The following is a 22,961-nucleotide window of genomic DNA, read 5'->3' as shown; positions in this document are numbered from 1 at the left end:
AGAAAATATGCTGCCTTCATATGATTTTTTTGTTCATCCAATGTACTTAGTGGAATTGAAAAAGGACATTTGGTCAGATAGTCCAGTGCCAGCAAAATTAACTTATGGAAAAAAGAAGTATGACATTGATATCGTATACCGAGGGGCTCATATTCGCGAATTTGAGAAAAAGTCTTATCATGTTATGTTTTATAAACCGAAAAAATTTCAAGGCGCGAAAGAGTTTCATTTGAATTCTGAGTTTATGGATCCGTCTCTCATACGAAATAAATTATCTTTAGATTTTTTTCATGATATTGGTGTACTTTCGCCAAAATCACAACATGTATTTATAAAAATTAATGGTCAAATTCAAGGTGTGTATTTACAGTTAGAATCAGTTGATGAAAACTTTTTGAAAAATAGAGGGTTACCGAGTGGTTCTATTTATTATGCGATAGATGATGATGCGAATTTTTCGTTAATGAGTGAGCGAGATAAAGATGTTAAGACAGAGCTCTTTGCGGGTTATGAATTTAAATATTCGAATAAAAATAGTGAAGAACAACTGAGTGAATTTGTATTTCAAGCGAATACTTTGTCGAGGGAAGATTATGAAAAAGAGATCGGGAAGTTTCTACATGTAGATAAATATTTACGATGGTTAGCTGGAGTTATTTTTACGCAAAACTTTGATGGTTTCGTTCATAACTATGCACTATATCATAACGATGAGACAAATTTATTTGAAGTGATACCGTGGGATTATGATGCGACTTGGGGGCGAGATGTACAAGGGAGACCACTTAATCATGAATATATTCGTATTCAAGGTTATAATACGTTAAGTGCAAGATTGTTAGATATACCTGTATTTAGAAAACAATACCGAAGTATTTTGGAAGAAATATTAGAAGAACAATTTACCGTTTCGTTTATGATGCCGAAAGTAGAAGGTTTGTGTGAATCGATTCGTCCATATTTACTACAAGATCCATATATGAAAGAAAAATTAGAAACATTTGATCAAGAAGCTGATATGATTGATGAATATATAAATAAAAGAAGGAAGTATATACAAGACCACTTACATGAATTGGATTAATTTTGAAAGAGATTGGAACATTATCAATCTCTTTTTTTGTATAATAAAGATGTATCAATTGAATTGACGTAATATTTACTTAATAAAGAATGGAGATGTGGAAACATGACGGTCAAGTGGATTGATTGGGTAAAACAAATACAATCTATAGCTCAAGCGGGTTTAACGTATTCTAAGGATGTGTATGATATAGAGCGTTTCCAACAATTACGGGATATTTCAGTTTCAATGATGTCACATTACACAAAGACAGATTGGGAAGTAGTAGAGAATTTATTTGCAAGTGGGACAGGCTATCAAACACCTAAAGTTGATATACGGGCAGTTATTTTTCAAAATGAAAAACTATTATTTGTGAAAGAAAAAAGTGATAGGAAATGGGCATTGCCAGGTGGATGGGCTGATGTTGGTTATACGCCAACAGAAGTAGCAGCAAAAGAAGTTTTAGAGGAGACGGGCTATGAAGTAGATGATTTTAAGCTACTCGCTATATTTGATAAAGAAAAACATCAACCATCGCCTTCAGCAACACATGTATATAAAATTTTTATTGGCTGTAAGATTATTGGTGGCGAAAAGAAAACTAGTATTGAAACAGAAGATGTGGAGTTTTTTGGTGAGAATGAATTGCCTAATGTATCGATTGCTAGAAATACAGAAGAGCAAATTAAAGAAATGTTTGCCTACATGAAAGAACCTCAAAAAGAAACATTAATAGATTAATAATGCTTATGCCGATGATATTGTTGAAATGAAGATATTGGCAGAATGCGACCTTTATGTAATAATGGGATGGTATGTGAAGAAAAAAGGAGATAGAAAATAAAATGTTAGCAAGCATAATAGATCAGTTATTACAATTTTTTGCAAGCCTAGGTTACTTTGGAGTAGCGCTAGCTTTAATGATTGAAATTATCCCGAGTGAAATTGTACTTTCGTATGCTGGATTTTTAGTAGCGGATGGTAAAATTAGTTTTGTCGGTGCAGTTATCGCCGGAACTATTGGTGGTACTTTAGCCCAAATCTTTTTATACTGGCTTGGATATTACGGAGGGCGTCCGGTTGTAGAGAAATATGGGAAATATCTACTTATTAATAAACACCATTTAGACATAGCGGAAGGTTGGTTTAAGCGTTACGGAGCAGGAGTAATCTTTTCTGCACGCTTTATCCCAGTAGTACGTCATGCAATCTCTATTCCAGCAGGATTAGCTAAAATGCCGTTAAAACTATTTACACTATATACAGTAGTTGCGATTATTCCATGGTCAATACTATTTATATACTTAGGTGAAAAGCTTGGTGGAAATTGGCGACACATTAAAGAGTATGCATCTGATTACACACATTACATAATTATAGGGGCTGTTCTCTTTGTTGCTCTATACTTCGGTTTAAAGTATTTAAAAAAGAAAAAAGCAGCGCGTTAAAGTCAATGATTTTTCATTGGCTTTTTTTATTGTTTCAGTTCTAAAAAAAAGGAGTTGTCCATAATGTGTAATAATAAAGCGTAGCGGGGGAATGTGATGAAAGGATCACCGTTTTTACGTGGAACGATATTTTTAACGATGGCAACGATGATATCTAAAATGTTAGGGTTTATATATGTTATACCATTTACAGCAATGGTGGGTACGAGTGGGTACGTATTATATACGTATGCATACCGTCCTTATACAATTATGCTTAGTATTGCAACGATGGGATTACCACTTGCCGTTTCAAAAATGGTTTCAAAATATGATCAACTCAATGATTATCACACTGTTAAGAGAGTGCTAAAGAGTGGTATCGTTTTTATGGTCATTATGGGCGTTATTTCTTGTTTAGCATTATATATGTTAGCACCACATTTAGCTAAACTTGTGATTGATGGAAATGATCAGTCGGGGAATAGTGTGGTAGCTGTCACGCACAATATTCAAATTGTAAGTTTTGCGTTAATACTCGTTCCTGTAATGAGCTTGTTACGTGGTTTCTTTCAAGGTTTTCAATCTATGGGACCTTCTGCGCTCAGTGTAGTTGTAGAGCAATTTTTTCGGGTCTTAACTATTTTGATAGGAAGCTTTGTCGTTTTATATGTTATAAAAGCTTCTATTTCGTTGGCAGTTGGTATTTCAACGTTTGGAGCATTTATGGGAGCACTAGGTGGATTAAGTGTTTTAAGTGCGTATTATATAAGAAGGAGAAAACATTTAAAGAAAAAAGAGATTGCCAGTATACCACAAACGACGAAAACTTTTTTTTCGTTGTATAGAGAACTGTTTACATATTCTATTCCTTTCGTTGTAGTTGGATTAGCGATTCCGTTATATCAGACGATTGATACATTTACAATTAATAAACTACTTATACAAATAGGATATATGCAAGGAGAAGCGGAGAAGATTAATGCGATAATTGGTCTTGTCCAGATGGTTGTACTTATCCCGGTTTCCGTTGCGACTGCTTTTAGTATGTCTCTCGTACCTGAGATGACAAAAGCCTATACAGCAGGGAATGTGAAGTTACTGTACAAACATTTTACGAGGACGAATGTATTAGTAGTAGGTATTACGGTACCAGCGGCGATTGGAATGATGTTGTTAGCAAAACCAGTATATACTCTTTTATTTGGTGCCGGAAATGATCCGGAGATGGGGAGAGTTATTTTACAGTATTATGCTCCTGCCTGTATACTATTTTCGCTTTTTACAGTAACAGCTGCGATGTTACAAGGAATTAATCAACAACAGAAAACAGTGCTAGGATTAGTAATTGGTATTATTGTGAAGATAGTTTTAAATATCGTATTGCTTCCGTATTTCGATTATGTAAGTTTTATTATTTCAACATACGCTGGTTATACGATTTCAGTTGGCTTTAACTTGTGGATGCTTTCTAAATATGTTATAAAGGCAACATAAGCTTTTTAAGGCAGAGAGCACTCTGTCTTTTTCTTTGTTTAGAATATTTTTCTTATAAAAACGTTTTCAAAATAATTTTTCTATTGAAATTTAAACGTATGTTTCATATGCTGAGAATGGCGGTTCAAAAACTGTTATGTAAGAGAGGTAGATTCCTACATGTAAAAAGAATCGGGGTGATAGTATGTTAAATATTTATTTAACAGACCGAAACGGAAAACTACAAGAGGTTGAGGAAATGCAAAAGGGTTGCTGGATTAATGTACTTCATCCAACGGAAGAAGAAATTCAATATCTAGTACAAACTTTAAATGTAGACTTAGATTTCATTAAAGACCCTTTAGATGATGAAGAACGCTCTCGTATTGAAAAGGAAGACAATAATACTTTAATAATCGTGGATATTCCAACAGTTAGACATGATGAAGAAGGAAATTCGATTTATGACACGATTCCAATAGGTATGATTGTAATGCCAGATTGTTTTGTTACTATTTGCTTAGAAGAAAACCCAATTTTTGAACGTTTTATTAATCAACGTATTAAAGAATTTTATACGTTTAAAAAGACACGCTTTGCACTTCAGCTCTTATATACGATTTCTACTTATTATTTAAGATACTTAAAGCAAATTAACAGAAAAACAATCGATTTAGAGCACCAATTAAATAAGTCGATGAAAAATAAAGAAATTTTTACATTGCTAGGCCTTGAAAAAAGTTTAGTTTACTTTACAACATCATTAAAGGCGAATAAAATTGTAATTCAAAAATTAATGCGTAACAGTACATTTTTAAAAATGTATGAAGACGATCAAGATTTACTAGAAGATGTATTAATTGAAAATAAGCAGGCTATTGAAATGGCGGAAATATATAGTCACATTTTAAGTGGAATGATGAATACTTTTAGCTCTGTTATATCAAATAATTTAAATAGTGTTATGAAACTGTTAACGTCTATTACAATCATTTTATCGTTACCAACGATGGTTTCTAGTTTCTTTGGAATGAACGTAAAGGTTCCGTTTGAAGGGGAAGCACATGGTTTTGTAATTGTACTCATAATATGTGTAACACTATCTTTCACATTAGCGTTTGTTTTTTGGAAGAAACGTTACTTTTAACGAGAAGAAAGCTGCTCTAGCATAGTTGTGTAACTGCGCTAGAGCAGCTTTTTTGCTATGAAATCCTAAATTTTGAATAGAATATAACTTATAAAATGTAATGTATATGAAAGGGGTGAATTCCGTATAAGTCTTGTCCAATTCATAAAATGAGGTTAAAATTACATATTGTTAATGAAAAGTTGGAGGAAATACATCATGGAATTGTTTCAATTACCGAAAGCATTCCTGCAAATGAATACAATTTTTATCTCCATATTGATCGAAGCACTTCCTTTTGTGCTCATTGGTGTATTTATTTCAGGATTCATTCAAATGTTTGTGACAGAAGATATGGTAGCAAAATGGATGCCGAAAAATCGATTTCTGTCTGTTTTAATGGCTACTTTTTTAGGGATGATGTTTCCGGGCTGTGAATGTGGAATCGTTCCGATTGTAAGGCGATTAATCGGAAAAGGGGTTCCGCCCTATGCCGGGATTGCATTTATGTTAACTGGACCAATCATTAATCCAGTCGTATTATTTGCAACATACGTTGCCTTTGGAAGTAGTATGCACATGGTATGGTATCGTTCTATTGTAGCGATTATCGTAGCAATTATCGTTGGAATTATATTATCATTTATGTTTAAAGAACATCAATTACGAGATGATCACTTCCCAGAAGTGAATCATAAGCGTCCATTACGTAAAAAAATGTGGGATGTATGTACGCATGCTGTTGAGGAATTTTTCTCGATGGGAAAATATTTAGTATTAGGTGCGTTAATTGCAGCGGCAGTTCAAACGTTCGTACAAACTTCAACACTTCTTGCTATAGGACAAGGGCCGTTCTCTTCACCAGCTGTTATGATGGGGCTTGCTTACATATTATCACTTTGTTCAGAAGCGGATGCGTTTATTGCTTCGTCATTCCAGAGTACATTTTCAACAGCGTCACTTGTCGCGTTCCTCGTATATGGACCGATGGTGGATATTAAAAATATGTTTATGATGCTTGCAACGTTTAAAACGAAATTTGTAATTGTTGTGACGGTTACAGTTACACTTGTTGTTTATGCAAGCTCACTACTCATTTATGCGATGGGGTGGTAGGTTATGTTTCGAGCATATATATTATTAGGCTTTACAATTTTAATTGGACAGCTTCATATTTCCGGTAACATTACGAAGTATATAAATATGAAGTACGCCTATTTATCAAAAACTGCTGCTATTATTTTAGGTTTCTTAACGATTGTACAAATTATTATCGTTTTCCAAAAAGAACATCAAAAGGAAAAAGAGAAACATGATTGTAGTTGTGATCATAGTCATTGTGGGCATGATCATTCGAAAGATGAGAATACATGGTGGAAAAAAGTGTTTTCTTACACGTTATTCTGTTTTCCAATCATTACAGGATTGTTTTTCCCAATTGCAACATTAGATTCCGATATTGTTAAGGCGAAGGGATTCCATTTTCCAGTAGCGCAAGCAGAAAGTAAAGATCCATTTATGACAAGACAATTCTTAAGACCGGATACGAGTATTTATTACGGGAAAGAAGGATATCGTGGTGTAATGGAAAAAGGGAAGAAAGAGTTTGTTACGAAAGATAATATCACTTTAAAAGATGAAGATTTCTTAAAGGGTATGGAGACAATTTATAATTATCCTGGTGAATTTACTGGTAAAACCCTGTCTTATAAAGGATTTGTTTTCCGAGATGATTCTTCTAAAAAGGAACAATATTTCTTATTCCGTTTCGGCATTATACATTGTGTTGCGGATTCGGGTGTATATGGTATGTTAGTAAAAAAACCAGAAGGGGTAGAGTGGAAAAATGATGATTGGATTCAGATAGAGGGAGAAATTTCAACTGAATTTTATCAGCCGTTTCATGCGAATATTCCAGTGTTAGAGGTAACGAAATGGAATAAAGTTGAACAGCCGAAAGAACAATATGTGTTTAGAGGAGCCGATTAATAAAATCGGTTCTTTTTTATGGACTAAAAGTTCTAAAAATTGTTAATATTAAACGTGTAGTTCATGAGGTGTAGTGTATATTGGGATATTAGGGATAAATAATTAAAGGGGTGATAACAATGACTGAAGTAAAGGGTAAAACAGCTAATGAATCAAGGGTGTTTAAAACGAGTCGAGTATTTCCAACGGATTTAAATGATCATAACACGCTATTTGGTGGAAAGATATTGGCGGAGATGGATATGGTTGCTTCAATTTCAGCAACGAGACACTCGAGAATGGAATGTGTCACAGCGTCTATGGATTGGGTAGATTTCTTACATCCAGTACGTTCTTCAGATTGTGTTAGTTATGAATCTTTCGTAATTTGGACGGGAAGAACTTCTATGGAGATATTTGTGAAAGTAGTAGCAGAAGATTTAATTTCAGGTAAAAAACGTGTAGCAGCAACTTCATTCGTTACTTTTGTTGCGCTTAGTAAGGAGAATAATCCAGTTCCTGTACCGCGTGTTATCCCTGAGACAGAAGAGGAGAAAGAATTGCATCGAATTGCTGTGTTACGTGCAGAACAGCGCCATATTCGTAAGGCAGAGAGTAAGAAGGTAGCTACACTGCTAACTTTTTGATGTGAAATACTTTCCTAGTGGTACTATTTTGTAATAGGTTAGGAGATTTTTGAAATGAAAAGCGGACACCTAAAAATAGGTGTCCGCTTTTATAGTTTTTTCATCCCCATATCGTACTACAATAACTGCTTAGCAGAAGCAAGCAGCACCGACGATAATTAAGAGGATAAATAATACGACTAGTAGCGCAAATCCATTACCATGTGCGAAGCCCATTGTTATTTCCTCCTTTTATTTTAAGATACAACATACAATATGCAGATGAGCTCCTGTTTGATATGGACGTATATCATGCAATGACATATTTTTTGTATGATAATGTTTTAAAAAAGGAAAGATATAGGAATAACAGTAGTTAGAGAAAGGAACGTATCCATGAAGCGCTTTTTAATTGTAATAATTTGTTTTATAGGTGTATTCATATGGATGAACGTTGATGTGGAAATGGGGAAGAAAATGGCTAGTGGATATGAATTAGAAAAAATCCGATCAGGGGATTTTCAAGTATATACGAACGGTGATGAGTTATATAAAAGTTTATTTGAGGATATAAATCGTGCAGAAAAGAATGTGTATGTTCATTTTTATATTGTAGGAAAAGATGAAGTAAGCCAAAAGTTTTTACAGTTATTAGAGAAAAAAGCATCTAGCGGAGTAGATGTGAAATTGTCAGTAGACCGCATTGGCGGATATAAGCTTAAGAAAAAGATAATTAATCAATTAAAAGAAAAAGGCGTGAAGTTTACATTTAGTAAAAAACCTAAATTAAAAAACTTATTTTATTCTTTGCATCAACGTAATCATAGACGCATTGTTACTATTGATGGGAAAGTTTCGTACATTGGTGGCTTCAATATCGGAAAGGAATATCTTGGACAGGATCCTAAATTTGGTCCGTGGCGTGATTATCATGTACGCATCGAAGGGAATGGAGCTACTGATATGGAACGGAAGTTTGCGGAAGATTGGCAAGAAGATACGGGAGAAAAGTTTCCTATACACCAAGAGTTACCTGTACAAGGAAATGTAAAATATCAATACGTATTTTCGAATGGAAAAGGTTTATGGAAGGAGTATGGAGCGTTTTTAAAGAAGGCAAAACATTCTTTAATTATCGCTACACCATATTTTGTACCGAGTAAAGAAATGGTGAAGGGGCTGAAAGATGCATTAAATCGTGGTGTCCATGTAAAAATCCTCGTCCCATTTAAAAGTGATGCAGTATTGCTAAAACAGGCTGCCTATCCTTATTTGAAAGACATGTTAGATGCTGGAGCGGAGATTTATCAATATCGAAATGGATTTTTTCATGGGAAAGTAACAATCATCGATGAGGAAATGGTTGATATTGGTACAGCAAATTTTGATAATAGAAGTTTTTACTTAAATAACGAATCTAACTGTTTCATATATGATAAGACAGTCGTTGCTGACGTATGGAATCGATTAAAAGAAGACTTTCATAAATCAAAACGATTTTCTGAAGAAGATTTTGAGAAAATTAGTAGATGGGATTGGTTTCTAGCAAGAATATCAAATGTTATCGCATCATATTTATAGTATAGAGATGAAATAGGAAGGGAGGCGCTTTAATGGATTGTATGAAAGAATTGATGACATATAGTTACACACTTATATATAAAGTTGGAGAATACACGAGCAAGGTTCGAGATGAAGAATTAAAGGATATATTACAGCATCATTTGCCGTATATGTTACAAGCATATAATGAACAAGTGAATTTTCAAGAAGGAGAAAATATACAACATATAACTTGTAAACAAATGTGGCCGGAATTTACTGAAATGGATAGGGAAACAGATAATGAGTATACAGGGGATATTGGGATTGCTATTTGTTATATTTCACATTTGAAACGATTAGCATTAAAGTTTGCTCAAGTTGCAGTGGAAGTTGCGAACCCAGAGTTTCGTTCTTTCTTGGAAAATTGTTTTGTGAAAATGAATCGTTATGCTTATAGTGTTTGGCAATATGTTGTGAAGAAGGAATATAAAATTAAACATTTATATGAAAATGAAAGTGAGAAGTTTGCGTGAAAAACTAAGACGGAATGAAAGGCGTCTTAGTTTTTTTATGTCTAATGAAAGGCTCAATTAGAAGAATTGAGAAAAACCAGTTGTGTTATCGGAATATTTACAAAAGTTTACAATATCTTTACTGTTTTTAAATCTTCCCTTTAAAAAAAAGAGTAATATGGGATTGTACATATTCTATCAAAGGGAGGAAACGCAAATGAACAAATGGGTTAAGTCATTAACTGCTATGGCACTTGCAAGTTCTTTATTAATGGTAGGTTGTAGTAAAGATGAGGATAAAAAGAAAGAGGATGACACAACTTCGCAGCAAGATGAAAAGAAAGATAAAGAAACAAGTGGAACAGAAAAATCTTCTGATTCGAAAGAAAAGAAATAAAGTGAAACTTTAATCAGTGGGGATTTTGTCCATCCCCACTGATTATTAGCCCACACCAATCGGGCATTTACGGGCAGTTATCTCCCACCTAATTTCCTCGCATTCGCCGAATTTACTGCCCGCAAATAGCGGGACAAATGGATAACAGAGCTCCCTCACATATACGAGGGAGCTTTTTTGTTGTATATTTGTAAGTTTTGCGGAAAAATAGAGAGAAAGAATGGAAGAGGGGATAATATATGAAAGTATGCATATTAGGAGCGACAGGTAGAGTAGGATCACACATTATGAAATTGGCATTACAAGATTCATATGAAGTAACGGTATTAGTTCGTGATTTGAGTAGAGTGGAAACAGAGCATGAAAGGTTGCAAGTTATTAAGGGAAATGTATTAAGCGGAGATGATATAAAGGAAGCGATTAAAGGATGTGATATTGTAATTAGTGCTCTTGGAACTGATCGGAATGGGACGTTAGAGAAGAGTGTACCGATTATTATAAAGCAAATGGAAGAAGAGGGCATAAAGAAAATTGTTACAATAGGAACTGCTGGTATTTTACAAGCGCGAACAAACCCAAGTATATATCGTTTCCAATCAAAAGAATCGAAAAGAAAAATGACAACAGCTGCGGAAGATCATTTAGCTGCTTATGAAGCGCTGAATAATAGTAAACTATGTTGGACTGTTGTTTGTCCGACGCATTTAATAGATGGTGATGTAACCGGTGTATATCGAACTGAACAAGATATGTTGCCAACAGATGGATCGAAAATCACAGTTGGTGATACAGCTCAGTTTACATGGAGTTTACGTAATAAAAGCTTATACGAGAAAAGCCGAGTAGGTATTTCATATTAAAAAACCATCCCAAAATAGGGATGGCTAAAAAATGATATAGCATACAAAGATGATAATCATAATGATTTGGAGAATGGCTTTGGCTACTGTACTACTTAAAAAACCGACAACAGTTGCAATTCCGACTAAAAGGGCGTCTTTTGGCGCCTTTTTATGCATTAGTTCCGTAATAAATACAGATAAGAACGGTATGATAATAAGCCCGAATGGTGGGAAGAAGAACGATCCGACAATGATAGAAACCATACCAACACGTTCGCCCGATTTTGTACTTCCGTATTTTTTTAGGAAGTATCCATTTGCAATAAAGTCAGCAACGAAAATGAAGAGTGTAAAAATGACTTGAATAATCCAAAAAGATGTCGTTAACTCTCCGCCGTTTATTCCAAAATGATAAATGAAATAGCCAGCCCATACGGCAAGGATGCCAGGGATAATGGGGTATATAAAGGCAAGAAATGAAACAATGAAACAAGCAATGATACAAATTGTTAGTAAAACAGTCACTTTATAGCTCCTTTGTAGTATCTAATTTATGTACAGCAATCTTTTTAATTTGATGCCCATCAAGTTCTAATGCTTTAAATTGAAAACCATCATATTCAACTGAATAGCCAGCCTCAATATTTAAATCAATTGATTGAGAGAGAAGCCAACCACCAATTGTATCTAAATCACTTTCATCGATATGTAGGCCAAACATATCATTTACTTCAGAAATGAGTACTTTCCCATCTAAAACAGTAAGCCTAGGAGTACGCTTTTCAATCATTGGTGATTCGTCTGCGTCAAATTCATCTTGAATTTCTCCGATAATTTCTTCAAGAATATCCTCCATCGTTAAAAGGCCAGCAGTTCCACCGTATTCATCCATAACAATCGCCATTTGTACGCGGTTCTTTTGGAGGTGTATTAACGTTTTACGAATGGGAACTGTTTCAAATACAGTTAAAACAGGATGTATGTAGGCATCAAGTGGTTTGTAAATGCCTTTTGTTTGATTATGAAAAATCTCTTTCGTATTTATCATTCCGATAATATCATCTTTATCCTTTTCAATAATAGGATAACGTGTATACTTTTCAGTTGCAACGATTTTCATATTTTCTTCTAACGTATTTTCAGTAGATAAACAAACCATTTCAGTTCTAGGTACCATAATTTCTTTAGCAACACGATCATCAAATTCAAAAATATTATTTACATATTTATATTCGGTTTGATTAATTTCGCCGCTTTTATAGCTTTCACCTAAAATGAGTCGTAGTTCTTCTTCGGAATGGGCAAGTTCATTTTCTTTCGCAGGCTCCAAACCGAGTAATTTTGTGAAAAATATAGCTGCACTATTGAGAAGCCAAATGAACGGATACATAATTTTATCAAATAAAATAAGCGGTTTTGCAAATTTTAATGTGATTGCTTCAGCTTTTTGGATTGCGAAAGACTTAGGAACTAACTCGCCTAATACAACATGGAAAAAAGTAATCACACTAAAAGCAATAATAAAGGATAACGTGTTAGCCATTGTTCCAGTAATATTGATTTTTTCAAATAGTGGTCGCAGTAAATGTTCCACAGTTGGTTCACCAAGCCAACCAAGTCCTAAAGAGGTGATAGTAATGCCAAGCTGACAAGCGGATAAATAAACGTCTAAGTTAGATAAAACGCTTCTTGCAGCTAATGCTTGTTTATTACCTTCATTAGCAAGCTGGTCAATTCGACTTTTTCGTACTTTTACGACAGCGAATTCTGAAGCAACGAAAAAACCAGAAATAAGGATAAGTATAAAGATGAGAAAAATATTTAATATGTCCAAGTGTGTTCTTTATTCCTAATTTGGAATAAAGATGTCACCTCCTGTAATTATGTTATACTTTTATAATAAATCCAAATGAAAAGATTAGTCAAAGAAAATGGGTAAATAATGGTAGGTTTCTATAGTAGTTTTTTAATTTGCTGTTATTTTGTCCTCTATATAATAGGAATAACCGTCTACTTTTAATTTAAAGTAGACGGTTATTCTACGTTATGGTTTTGAAATACTTCTTGTTAAAGTGTATGTTTGCTGTTTATTGTAGTTTGTTGTCCATAGTGTTTGGAGAAAAGATAATACGCTGTATGGGATGTAAAGAAGTAATAAACCAATTGCGACAACTATAGGTGCATTTCCACCAAATTGAACGATAAATTGTAAGAGTCCGTTTACGTGAAAAACACATTCCATAAAAACAAATGAAAGAATAATGGAACTTAGAATAGATTTATGATTGGAAGTAAGCGCCATAAATAACGTATCAACAAGGAAGGCTGAATTTTTTATTTCGTATTCATTTGTATTATTTAAGAAAGGAAGCCATTTTTTTATTGCTTGCAGAACGATTATCATGGAAGTACTACATACGATGATAAAAGAGGAGAAGAAAGGAACCTTCATGAATTCCGCGATGTAGAGTAGTAGTAATAGTACTGAACATTGTAATATCACAGTACCAAAAGAATATGGTATCCAGCGCAATAAGGAAGTGCACTTTCTTACTGATCTCGGTGCTTTTAAAAATAGATGACCGATCCCTAAACTAATAAAGAAACCGATTACAAGAGTGAATGTGAAACGAACGATTGATAAAAAATATATTTCCCATATGTAGGGGAATAGTGGTGACGAATGGCTAGAAGTATGTATCATATTTTGTGTATTTATAATCTGATTTGCTGAGAAAAGGATAGGTTCATGCATCCAATCGATTCTTGGAATTGAAATAGAAAAAAGTTGTGCAAAGTTATGAAAAATGCTAATAAATCCAGTTGTGTAAGAGTAATTATGTGTAATGAATAATGCTGGAATAGGACTTATGACAAAAATAATAAAAATACCAACTATAAATTTACATATATGTGAGCGCAATAAGGACATACAACCACCTACTCTTAGAATATTCAGAAAATTCTTATTCTTATTTTAGCTTTTTTCAGGGAAGTTACAATATATTTTTCTTTACGTATTGGTATATGGATAGTTTTAAATTATTTTTAGAAATTTATTTTATGTATGGGATGAATGAAAAGAAATGTAGGTAAATGTCGAAAGGATTAAATTGATTTTTCAAATTGGAAAGTGATACCATAAAGTTAAACAATGTTTAAATCATTGTTTAATCGATAAATTCTAGAGGGGGAGATAAGTTGGGGGAAAATGAAAACATATCAACGAAAGAAAAGATTTTAAATACAACCTTGGAGTTAATTAAAAACGAAGGTTTTGAAAGGGTAACGATAAGGAAAATTGCATCATTGTCAGATGTAAATATTGCGCTTGTAAATTACCATTTTGGTTCAAAAGAAAAGTTGATTAGTGAGGCGATTAAAGTTTTGTTAATTAGCTTCCAAGGCACTTTTTCTATTTTAGATGATATTACAGTACCAGCGAAAGAAAGATTAAAAATATTTTTATTTGATTATGTACTAGTAATTCGGCAATATCCTGAGTTAGTCAGGAAGATTATTGCAATGGGAACTACGGTATTTACATCTCAATACGAATATGGAGATTTTTTGAAGAGGCTAGGTTTTAGTAAAGTGAAGAATATTTTGAGCGAAATAACAAATGAAGCGGATCAGGAAATTTTAATGATGATGACAGTGCAAATATTTGGATCCATTTTTCTTCCAGCATTAATGATGCCAATTCTTGAATCAGGGGCAGATATAAGAGTACTACCTATAGAAAAACAGATTGATTTCCTATTTGAACGCTATTTTTATAAAAATTGAGATAGTGGGTGATAGAGATGGTTAGTTTCTTTAGAAAGCATTGGTATGATATAGGGTTAGTTGTGGCTATTGTTGTCGTTGTTTGTTTAGTCGCGAATTTGGGAGAAATAAGTGAAATAAAAGTACTGTTAGCGTTAAGTTTTGTAGCCATTTTAGTGCATCAATTTGAAGAGTATCGTTGGCCAGGTTATTTCGCTGGTCTGTTTAATGTAGTTATATTTAAAAGTGATATACCAGATCGCTATCCATTAAATACGCAATCTGCTATGGTAATAAATATTTTGATTGCGTATGTTTTTTATTTACTTCCGGTTTTCTTTCAAAATATAATATGGCTTGGGATGGCACCTATTTTAATGGGTTTTTTTCAATTCATATGGCATGGTATTTTTGCGAATATAAAAGCTAAAACAATATACAATCCGGGATTAGGTGCGGTTGTATTACTACATGTTCCGATTGGTTATGCATATATGAGATATGTTCTTTTACACAATCTGGCTACAAATTTGGATTGGATATTAGGGCTGATCTATTTTCTAGTAGCTACCTATTTTTTAATTATAAAAGGAAATATGTTAATGAAAAGTAAGGAGACAAATCATTATTTTTCTAAAAAGCAATTAGGTCCGTACAATGATGCAGTAAAGTGATCCAGAATTCAGAAGGGATTTTTGATGCTGAAGAGAGTACAAGTGAATGATTCATGAATAAATTATGACGAAAAAATGAATAATTTTCAGAAAAATAAAATAATATATTTATTTTTTTCTGAAAATATAATATAGTTATGGCACAGAAAGTATTTTAGCATAAGGAGGCTTTTTTATGAGGATTAAAGGGAATTATGTGCCAAAAAGGGAAGTTTTGTTTTGCTCAAGTTCAATTACGATAGGGGAAACGCTGGAACATTTAAATAAAACGGGGTATCGTTGTGTACCAGTTTTAGATGAAAAAAAAGAGAAGTTTTTAGGGAATGTATACAAAGTAGATATTTTAGAATATAAAGGTTCACTTGAAGATAATGTATTACAATTATTGAACGATAAAAATGGGTACGTGAGAGAAGACTCTTCCTTCTTTAAAGTATTTTTTACAATTAAAAAACTACCGTATTTATCAGTAGTTGATGAAAAAGGGGTCTTCCTTGGTATTTTAACTCATAAAAAAGTTTTTGAACTATTAGAAGATGCATGGGGAGTCCATTCTAGTAAATATTCTGTCATGATTGGAACACAAGATTATAATGGGGCCATTCAAAAATTATCGACAGTGCTAAAGAAATACACTGGTATTCAAAGCTTAATGACTTTTGATAATGATGCTTTATTAGTACGTAGAATAATGTTTACATTGGGAGAAGAGTTTGAAGATAGTGAATTAGAAACATTGCTAAAGGATTTAGAAGATCATGGATTTAGAGTTGTGTATGTTGAAGAGATGAATAATCCACGTGAAGTTGAAACGATAGACTAACAAGTAAAAGCCATCTTATTTTTTGATGGCTTTTACTTTCTTTTGTATAAAAATATTCAAATATAATAAAATGTAAAAATCGTAAATTTCTAAAAAAATTTGTGTAATAGAATAAATAAAGGAGGTATGTGTGGATAATTTTGATTTTCAAAAAATTCTATTTAAAAATATGTTTTTATTTTTCAGCCAAATATGTTACTATATGTGTGATAAAAACAAAGAGGTCTGACAACTAAACTCCACGTTATAACACTCTAATGACTCAAATATTCAAAAAAATCAAAAATCAAAAATTAATAATTAGAGTAAGAATAAGGGGAATGGAGAAATTATGGAGAAAGACATTGCTTTGTAAGGGGCATATTTTATCATCTTGAGCAGAGAGGAGGATGCATAGCATATTGTGAAAAGAGATATAAACAATGAAAAAGTGCTATGCAAATGAAAAGCATGAAGGGACGTTTAAGGCCAGGTGATACGGTAGCGATTGGTTTAATGTTATTTGCACTATTTTTAGGAGCAGGAAATTTAATTTTCCCGCCAGTTTTAGGTCAACAAGCAGGAGAAAATGTTTGGATTGCTACAATTGGCTTCCTTGTAACGGGAGTCGGATTACCCCTATTAGCTGTAACAGCTGTCGCGTTTGTAGAGGGGGACTTGAAAGCGCTATCTTCTAGAGTTCACCCTATATTTGCGTTTATTTTCCCATTGATTAGTTATTTAGCGATTGGACCATTTTTCGCGATTCCGCGTACTGGAGCTGTTTCATTTGAAATGGGTATGAAGCCATTTCTATCAGAGACAATGGTTTCTGAGTGGTACATGCTATTTCTTTTCACTATAGTTTTCTTCGGAATAACGTGGTATTTATCATTAAATCCATCTAAATTAGTGGATTGGTTCGGGAAATTTCTTACACCATTGTTAGTATTGATTGTTGCTGTTATTGTCGGAAAAGCAATTATTGATCCAATTGGAGAACCGGCTGCACCTTTAGCTGCTTATAAAGAGAATGCTTTCTTTGGTGGATTTATTCAAGGATATTTAACGATGGATGCGATTAGTGCACTTGTGTTTGGGATTGTTGTTGTACAAGTTATTCGCTCAAAAGGGATAAAAGAGAGCGGACAAATCGCAAAAATAACAGTTGTATCAGGGATTATTGCTGTATTAGGCTTAACGTTAATATATTTATCACTTGCATATCTCGGATCTACAAGTACATCACTTGGTGTGTCGGAGAACGGTGGTCTTATTTTAACGAATGTTGTAAATGAGTTATATGGAACAAGTGGCAAAATTTTATTAGGACTTGTAATTATACTCGCTTGTTTAACAACTTCTGTTGGATTAACATCTGCGTGTGCTGGCTTCTTTACAAACTTATTCCCAAAACTTTCGCATAAAACGATTGTAACTATGGTATGTGTATTTAGTTTAATTGTATCTAACCTAGGGTTAACACAATTAATCACAGTAACATTACCAGTGTTAATGATCATTTATCCAGTTGCAATTGTATTAATCGTTCTTTCATATTTCCATAAATGGATAGGGAAGCGTAATACAATATATATCGGAGCTATTTTAGGTGCGTTGTTAATTAGTTTCTTTAACGGTTTAGAAAGTGCGAACATTAAAATTGATGCGATTTCTAATGTGCTACAAATGTTACCATTATATAAAGAAGGAATAGGATGGCTAATCCCATCATGTATTGGCGGGATTCTCGGTTTCTTCTTCTATAAATCAAATGAATCAAGTGAATTACAAAAGAAAGGTGCTTAGGCGCCTTTCTTTTTTTAAAGGGGATTTTTGTATTTTGTCTAAGTAATAATTGGGAGGAATGATAAAATGGCTAATTTTGAAGATTTTTTAACTTTTGATGTAAGAATTGGAACAGTAACACAGGCAGAGGAATTTAAAGAAGCGAGAGTGCCAGCGATTAAACTAGAAATTGATTTTGGGGAGCTTGGGGTCAAGCAGTCAAGTGCTCAAATTACGAAGAGATATAATCCAGAAGACTTAATCGGTCAGCAAATTGTTGCTGTTGTAAATTTCCCGCCAAAGCGTGTGGCAGGATTTAAATCGGAAGTGCTTGTATTGGGTGGTGTTCCTGAAGCTGGTGATGTTGTGTTGCTTCAGCCTAATATGGAATTGCCAAATGGAACGAAAATTAGTTAGTGTGAAGGTAGGGGTAAACATGGATATCGGACGAGAATATTTACAATGTGCCATTTCGAATTTCAAGGCAACACAAAAACAAGGAGAACGTGTACTTTCTCAATTATCTTATGAACAGATAATGTGGTCTGCTCATGAAGAGACAAATAGTATCGCGATTATTATTAAACATTTACATGGTAATATGCGTTCAAGATGGACGGGATTTTTAACGTCTGATGGCGAAAAAATAGATCGTAACCGAGATGGTGAATTTGAAGGTGGCTACAATTCAAAACAAGAAGCGCTTGCTGCGTGGCAAGAAGGGTGGGAGTATGTCTTTAAAACGATGGATGCTTTAACAGCAGAGCAGATTTTGCAGAAAGTATACATTCGGGGAGAAGAACACACTGTCATGCAAGCGATCGAAAGGCAAATTTCTCATTATGCTTTACATATTGGACAAATCATTTACATTGGTAAAATGTTAAAAGAAAATGAATGGGAGTGTTTAAGCATTCCTAGAGGTCAATCTACTAGTTATTTACAGAAAAAACGTTCAACGTAATAATATGAAAGAAACCGATATAAAATAGGAAGCAAAAAAATAAGCCAATTGATAGAGGGCTCCGTGAACATTAGAATGCTGCCAGCAATAAGCCCATATGTAATAAGAAAGAAACCAAAGAGTGTATTTATAGGAATAAAACGTGAGACAAATAATTGCTGATTTTTGAAACAAGTGTTGTGAAACAAATAAAAACGGAAATGCCGTGTAGAGGTAATAAGATCTTTCTTTCGAGCAATTCTTTTTTTGCATGTATGACAGATGAACGGTGGTTGCATTTCATTACGCTCCATTTTTTATATTTGTAATAATGTAAGACAAAAGTAAGTATAAAGTGTATGTTCCTATATACGCTCCTGCAATAAGGAAAAATGGATTCAGTAAAATTCCATGAATGCTTGTCATGAAAACTAAATTTTGTATTAAAACATCATATATATTAATAGAAATAATTGTCCCGAGTACATACAGTGCTAAGTATGCGGAAATATGTAGCACAATACGAATTTTAGGATGTAAAGCAAACAAATAAAAAATAAATGATAAGACGATTGGTAATGTTCCTATTAGTAGCTTCAATTCATTTCACCTCATTAACAATATAGCCGGAATTTAAGCGGTCTATTCTCTAGAGCTTGTACATAACTTGAAATAGAGAGGGTGATAGTATGAATCGAGGCTTTTTTTACGTGAAATTAACAAGTGTACGCAAGTTAATTATATTTATTATTACTACGGTATTAGCGACTTTCTTTCTTATTAGTGTAATGGTAACTTCCATGAAAGAGACAAAGTCAACGTATTTATATAATTGGTTAAATGAGTTATCAATGAATGGTTACATGTACGTTATTGGGAAAGAGAATCATTATTTTACACAGGAGTACCGGAATTTGAATCAAGACTTTTCTATTTCTTCATTCCTCTTTTCGATGGCTACGAATATTCGTTTTGATGATGTACGTAGTTTTGTCGGGAAAGAACTTCCGGGATTTGGGAAATATGATACAGAAATCGTTATAGCAGGTGAAGGAACAAATTATTCCAACTTACCGATAGAATCGAGTGTTCCGCTTGAAGAAGTAGTGAAGGAACGGACTGGAGAAGCTGGACAAGTTCCTAAGCCTGATCCGAATAAAGAGAAGAAACAACCAGCACAAACGACTGGAAAAAGACAAGTTGCATTGATTTATCATTCACATAGCTGGGAATCTTATTTGCCGTTACTTAACTTAACGAATGATCCAAATCCAAATAAAGCAACGAGTTCTGTAACGAATATTTCAATAGTTGGCGATCGATTGCGAGAACAGTTAGAAAGTGAAGGGATCGGTGCTACTAACGATAAAACTGATGTTGGTCAAAAATTAATAAGTAAAGGATTAAATAGTAATAGTTCTTATAAACTGTCACGAGAAATTGTACAAGAAGCGATGGCTGGTAATAAAGAACTCCAATATTTTTTCGATTTGCACCGTGATAGTGCACGGAAAAATGTCACGACAAAAACAATTGGAGATAAATCATATGCAAAGCTTGCTTTTGTAATTGGGAAAGGAAATAAAAATTATGAAAAGAACTTACAATTAGCAACAGCTCTTCATGAGGAAATTAATAAGAAATATCCAGGAGTGAGCCGTGGTGTAATTCAAAAGGGGTTCCAAACAGGAAATGGAGTCTATAATCAAGACTTATCAGGACAGGCGATTTTAATTGAAGTTGGTGGCGTAGATAATACAGAGGAAGAATTAAATAGATCGATTGATGTTCTTGCTAAAGCATTTGGAGGGTATTTTTGGCAAGCGGAAAAAGTGAATGGATAAAGTGGGAGTTTAATTAGCCGGAGTGTTTATCCTACTGATTATTAGCCCTCATCAATCAGAATACCCGTTAATACGGGATAAACGTAAGCGAGAAGCTTACGTTTTTTGTTTGTTCATAATCTATAGGTAGAAAGACATGTCACATTATAGACAAAATTCCCTATTATTATATTGATATCGAAATTTGTCTATTTATAGTAAGGAATTTAGAAAGGGATTTTCGGAATAATGGAGAAAATCTTTTTACAAGGAAAATTTTTAATTAACAGAATGGTAGGGGATCAAGGTGATACGAGAGATTAGAGTAGAAGATGCAACATCGTTTTTGCAATTAAATAAGCAATTGGACGAAGAGACGAAATTTATGTTATACGAACTAGGAGAAAGAAAAACTACAGTAGAGCAACAAGAAAAGATGGTCCAACGTTTTATGGGAAATGAATATGCGACAATATTTGTAGCAGTTGAAGAAGAGAGAATAGTAGGGTTTATTTTAGTTAATGGAAATAATATTCAAAGAAAGAGACATGTGGCAGGCATTGTAATTGGCATTTTGCAAGAGTATAGTGGCCGAGGTATTGGAACGAGTTTGTTTAAAGAAGTAGAGAAGTGGGCAAGATTACATGATGTATGGCGTTTAGAATTAACGGTAATGGCCCATAATACAAGAGCTCAGGCACTATATAGCAAAATTGGATTTGAACAAGAAGGTGTCAAAAAATCTGCTCTTATCATCGATGGAAAAGGTATCGATGAGTATGAAATGGCCAAATTATTAAAATAAGAGGTCGTTATATGAAAAAAAGATGGGTACTACTTGGTATCGTAGCAATGATACTGATCATTGGAGTAGCAGGAATAAATTATAAGATGTACAAGGAGCAAGAGGCGAAGGAAGTAAATGTAAACAATATATTTCCGAAAGCTAAAGAAACGATTGCTAATATGGATGGGGATATCGCAGTCATTAGTAATCCAAGTTCGATGCTTGTACTTGTGAATAAAAATAGGCGTTTACCAGATGGGTATAGACCGCCAGATTTAGTTGTTCCGAAAGTACGTTACTCTAGTGAAGGTGATCAAGAGAAGAAAAAGATGAGGAAAGAGGCAGCGTTGGCACTTGAGGAAATGTTTCAGCAAGCCAATAATGAGCGGATTTTCCTTTTTGCAGTCTCTGGATTTAGATCTTTTGATCGACAAAAAGCATTAAATACAATGTATAAAAGACAAGATGGAGAAGCAAAGACAGCGATGTCTAGTGCAGTCCCTGGTACGAGTGAACATCAAACAGGACTAGCTATGGATATTACATCTCAATCTGCTAAATTTCAGCTAGAAACTGTTTTTGGGGAGACGAAAGAAGGAAAGTGGCTTTCTGAAAATGCCCATAAGTTTGGTTTTGTTATTAGATATACGAAAGAGAAAGAAGGGATTACCGGTTATCGTTATGAACCGTGGCATGTACGGTATGTTGGGAATCCGCAAGCTACATATTTATATGAAAACCAACTGACGATTGAAGAAGTAACGCAGTAATGAATTGAGGGGAGAGGGCTAAGATGACGATGTTATATAAGAAAAAGGTACATGCATATATTACGAGAGAAAAAGAAGGGGTTATGCAACTACTCGTTTTTAAACATCGTGATATACGAGAGGCTGGTATCCAAGTGCCAGGTGGGACAGTAGATGAAGGCGAAACGTTAGAGGCAGCAATTTTACGTGAAGTACAAGAAGAGTCAGGACTACGCCATTTTTGTATCGAGCGCTTCCTTTCTGATTACATTATTTATATGAAAGAAAAAAAGGAATATCAAAAACGTCATTTTTTCCACATTTCATTATTAACAGATGTGAAAGATACGTGGGAACATATAGTAAGTGCTGGTGAGGAAGACAAAGGTTTAGTATTTTATTATGAGTGGGTTGATATTAACAAATGCCCTGAATTAGCAGGTAAACAAGGCGAGTTTTTACATTTGTTAGAAGAGGTATATGTGAAATAATAAAAAGGGTCTGAGGCGATATTATATTCGTTTCAGACTCTTTTTATTTCTCTGGAAATTAAAGGTTTTTAAACTGGTGAGTTGAATTCCTGTATAGGGATAGTAGTTGTTAATACGAGGAGCGGAGAAAATGAAAAAGTAATAGACATAC

General features: G+C 33.8%; 28 protein-coding genes. 22 read left to right on the top strand and 6 right to left on the bottom strand.

Annotated elements, in window-relative coordinates:
* The first annotated feature begins 7 nt into the window (after positions 1–7).
* From cotH to JFU18_RS05505, 8 genes are all read left to right on the top strand, one after another.
* Entirely contained in the window at positions 8–1,084 is a 1,077-nt protein-coding gene (gene cotH / locus JFU18_RS05540; protein ID WP_000937998.1) for a spore coat protein CotH, read from the top strand.
* 105 nt (positions 1,085–1,189) lie between these two features.
* Positions 1,190–1,807 carry an NUDIX hydrolase N-terminal domain-containing protein gene (locus tag JFU18_RS05535; RefSeq protein WP_016102166.1) on the top strand — a complete coding sequence of 206 codons (618 nt, stop codon included), beginning with the start codon at positions 1,190–1,192 and terminating at the stop codon, positions 1,805–1,807.
* Positions 1,808–1,911: 104 nt separating this feature from the next.
* Positions 1,912–2,514: an undecaprenyl phosphate transporter UptA gene (uptA, locus tag JFU18_RS05530; protein ID WP_000881203.1), complete on the top strand. Its 603-nt coding sequence runs from the start codon at positions 1,912–1,914 to the stop codon at positions 2,512–2,514.
* 96 nt (positions 2,515–2,610) lie between these two features.
* Complete coding sequence (locus tag JFU18_RS05525) at positions 2,611–3,990, top strand: putative polysaccharide biosynthesis protein (RefSeq protein ID WP_201033670.1); 1,380 nt, start codon at positions 2,611–2,613, stop codon at positions 3,988–3,990.
* A 184-nt stretch (positions 3,991–4,174) separates the two neighbouring features.
* On the top strand, positions 4,175–5,116 hold the full coding sequence (locus JFU18_RS05520) for a magnesium transporter CorA family protein (protein WP_000932392.1): 942 nt from the start codon (positions 4,175–4,177) through the stop codon (positions 5,114–5,116).
* A gap of 198 nt (positions 5,117–5,314) precedes the next feature.
* On the top strand, positions 5,315–6,211 hold the full coding sequence (locus JFU18_RS05515) for a permease (RefSeq protein ID WP_000418724.1): 897 nt from the start codon (positions 5,315–5,317) through the stop codon (positions 6,209–6,211).
* 3 nt (positions 6,212–6,214) lie between these two features.
* Positions 6,215–7,084 carry a TIGR03943 family putative permease subunit gene (locus tag JFU18_RS05510; RefSeq protein ID WP_002012447.1) on the top strand — a complete coding sequence of 290 codons (870 nt, stop codon included), beginning with the start codon at positions 6,215–6,217 and terminating at the stop codon, positions 7,082–7,084.
* Positions 7,085–7,203: 119 nt separating this feature from the next.
* Positions 7,204–7,710, top strand: a complete 507-nt coding sequence (locus JFU18_RS05505; RefSeq protein WP_002012448.1) for an acyl-CoA thioesterase — start codon at positions 7,204–7,206, stop codon at positions 7,708–7,710.
* 129 nt (positions 7,711–7,839) lie between these two features.
* Here the strand turns inward: JFU18_RS05505 and JFU18_RS05500 are convergent, their stop codons facing one another.
* Positions 7,840–7,926, bottom strand: coding sequence for a YjcZ family sporulation protein (locus JFU18_RS05500; protein ID WP_000505094.1), 87 nt, complete (start codon positions 7,924–7,926; stop codon positions 7,840–7,842).
* Positions 7,927–8,085: 159 nt separating this feature from the next.
* On the opposite strand from JFU18_RS05500, the gene cls reads away from it, so the two are divergent.
* The 4 genes from cls (at position 8,086) to JFU18_RS05480 (ending at position 11,003) form a co-directional block, all read left to right on the top strand.
* A complete protein-coding gene (cls, locus tag JFU18_RS05495; protein ID WP_002141405.1) occupies positions 8,086–9,270 on the top strand; it encodes a cardiolipin synthase in 1,185 nt (394 codons plus the stop codon).
* Between the two features lie 32 nt (positions 9,271–9,302).
* Positions 9,303–9,767: a spore coat protein gene (locus JFU18_RS05490; RefSeq protein ID WP_002012450.1), complete on the top strand. Its 465-nt coding sequence runs from the start codon at positions 9,303–9,305 to the stop codon at positions 9,765–9,767.
* A 196-nt stretch (positions 9,768–9,963) separates the two neighbouring features.
* The gene (locus tag JFU18_RS05485; protein ID WP_002086048.1) at positions 9,964–10,143 is read left to right on the top strand and encodes a hypothetical protein; all 180 of its coding nucleotides are present in this window, start codon (positions 9,964–9,966) and stop codon (positions 10,141–10,143) included.
* Between the two features lie 239 nt (positions 10,144–10,382).
* Entirely contained in the window at positions 10,383–11,003 is a 621-nt protein-coding gene (locus JFU18_RS05480; protein ID WP_002086047.1) for an NAD(P)-dependent oxidoreductase, read from the top strand.
* Between the two features lie 24 nt (positions 11,004–11,027).
* Here the strand turns inward: JFU18_RS05480 and JFU18_RS05475 are convergent, their stop codons facing one another.
* The 3 genes from JFU18_RS05475 to JFU18_RS05465 form a co-directional block, all read right to left on the bottom strand.
* Positions 11,028–11,510 carry a DUF456 domain-containing protein gene (locus tag JFU18_RS05475; RefSeq protein WP_000217328.1) on the bottom strand — a complete coding sequence of 161 codons (483 nt, stop codon included), beginning with the start codon at positions 11,508–11,510 and terminating at the stop codon, positions 11,028–11,030.
* 1 nt (position 11,511) lies between these two features.
* Positions 11,512–12,819 (bottom strand): hemolysin family protein, encoded by a 1,308-nt coding sequence (locus tag JFU18_RS05470; protein ID WP_002086044.1) that lies wholly within the window; start codon positions 12,817–12,819, stop codon positions 11,512–11,514.
* Positions 12,820–13,029: 210 nt separating this feature from the next.
* Positions 13,030–13,917, bottom strand: coding sequence for a hypothetical protein (locus JFU18_RS05465; protein WP_002168576.1), 888 nt, complete (start codon positions 13,915–13,917; stop codon positions 13,030–13,032).
* 269 nt (positions 13,918–14,186) lie between these two features.
* On the opposite strand from JFU18_RS05465, the gene JFU18_RS05460 reads away from it, so the two are divergent.
* The 6 genes from JFU18_RS05460 to JFU18_RS05435 all read left to right on the top strand — a co-directional run bounded on the left by JFU18_RS05460 (position 14,187) and on the right by JFU18_RS05435 (position 18,981).
* On the top strand, positions 14,187–14,774 hold the full coding sequence (locus JFU18_RS05460; protein WP_002086042.1) for a TetR/AcrR family transcriptional regulator: 588 nt from the start codon (positions 14,187–14,189) through the stop codon (positions 14,772–14,774).
* A gap of 8 nt (positions 14,775–14,782) precedes the next feature.
* Positions 14,783–15,427, top strand: coding sequence for an HXXEE domain-containing protein (locus JFU18_RS05455; RefSeq protein WP_002148541.1), 645 nt, complete (start codon positions 14,783–14,785; stop codon positions 15,425–15,427).
* 175 nt (positions 15,428–15,602) lie between these two features.
* Positions 15,603–16,250, top strand: coding sequence for a cyclic di-AMP binding protein CbpA (gene cbpA / locus JFU18_RS05450; protein WP_002186059.1), 648 nt, complete (start codon positions 15,603–15,605; stop codon positions 16,248–16,250).
* 450 nt (positions 16,251–16,700) lie between these two features.
* The gene (gene brnQ4 / locus JFU18_RS05445; protein WP_400517919.1) at positions 16,701–18,038 is read left to right on the top strand and encodes a branched-chain amino acid transport system II carrier protein BrnQ4; all 1,338 of its coding nucleotides are present in this window, start codon (positions 16,701–16,703) and stop codon (positions 18,036–18,038) included.
* Between the two features lie 66 nt (positions 18,039–18,104).
* Positions 18,105–18,434, top strand: coding sequence for a chaperone CsaA (csaA, locus tag JFU18_RS05440; protein WP_001263027.1), 330 nt, complete (start codon positions 18,105–18,107; stop codon positions 18,432–18,434).
* On the top strand, positions 18,415–18,981 hold the full coding sequence (locus JFU18_RS05435; protein WP_137057348.1) for a DUF1572 domain-containing protein: 567 nt from the start codon (positions 18,415–18,417) through the stop codon (positions 18,979–18,981). The genes csaA and JFU18_RS05435 overlap by 20 nt, the downstream gene beginning before the upstream one ends.
* Here the strand turns inward: JFU18_RS05435 and JFU18_RS29800 are convergent.
* Positions 18,954–19,259 (bottom strand): permease, encoded by a 306-nt coding sequence (locus tag JFU18_RS29800; protein ID WP_080466632.1) that lies wholly within the window; start codon positions 19,257–19,259, stop codon positions 18,954–18,956. The genes JFU18_RS05435 and JFU18_RS29800 overlap by 28 nt on opposite strands.
* A gap of 4 nt (positions 19,260–19,263) precedes the next feature.
* Positions 19,264–19,560, bottom strand: coding sequence for a hypothetical protein (locus tag JFU18_RS05430; protein WP_002012463.1), 297 nt, complete (start codon positions 19,558–19,560; stop codon positions 19,264–19,266).
* 89 nt (positions 19,561–19,649) lie between these two features.
* Here JFU18_RS05430 and spoIIP point away from each other — a divergent pair, with 89 nt between their 5' ends.
* The 4 genes from spoIIP to JFU18_RS05410 all read left to right on the top strand — a co-directional run bounded on the left by spoIIP (position 19,650) and on the right by JFU18_RS05410 (position 22,810).
* Positions 19,650–20,804 carry a stage II sporulation protein SpoIIP gene (gene spoIIP / locus JFU18_RS05425; RefSeq protein WP_002135865.1) on the top strand — a complete coding sequence of 385 codons (1,155 nt, stop codon included), beginning with the start codon at positions 19,650–19,652 and terminating at the stop codon, positions 20,802–20,804.
* Positions 20,805–21,090: 286 nt separating this feature from the next.
* Entirely contained in the window at positions 21,091–21,588 is a 498-nt protein-coding gene (locus tag JFU18_RS05420; protein ID WP_085310617.1) for a GNAT family N-acetyltransferase, read from the top strand.
* Between the two features lie 11 nt (positions 21,589–21,599).
* Entirely contained in the window at positions 21,600–22,340 is a 741-nt protein-coding gene (locus JFU18_RS05415) for a M15 family metallopeptidase (RefSeq protein WP_085310619.1), read from the top strand.
* 23 nt (positions 22,341–22,363) lie between these two features.
* Positions 22,364–22,810: an NUDIX hydrolase gene (locus JFU18_RS05410; RefSeq protein ID WP_002065031.1), complete on the top strand. Its 447-nt coding sequence runs from the start codon at positions 22,364–22,366 to the stop codon at positions 22,808–22,810.
* Positions 22,811–22,961 lie beyond the last annotated feature (151 nt).

It is taken from the genome of Bacillus sp. TH22 (assembly GCF_016651015.1).
Lineage (GTDB): Bacteria > Bacillota > Bacilli > Bacillales > Bacillaceae_G > Bacillus_A > Bacillus_A mycoides.
Note: the sequence above shows the minus strand (reverse complement) of the source record. Positions and strands in the feature narration are given on the sequence as shown.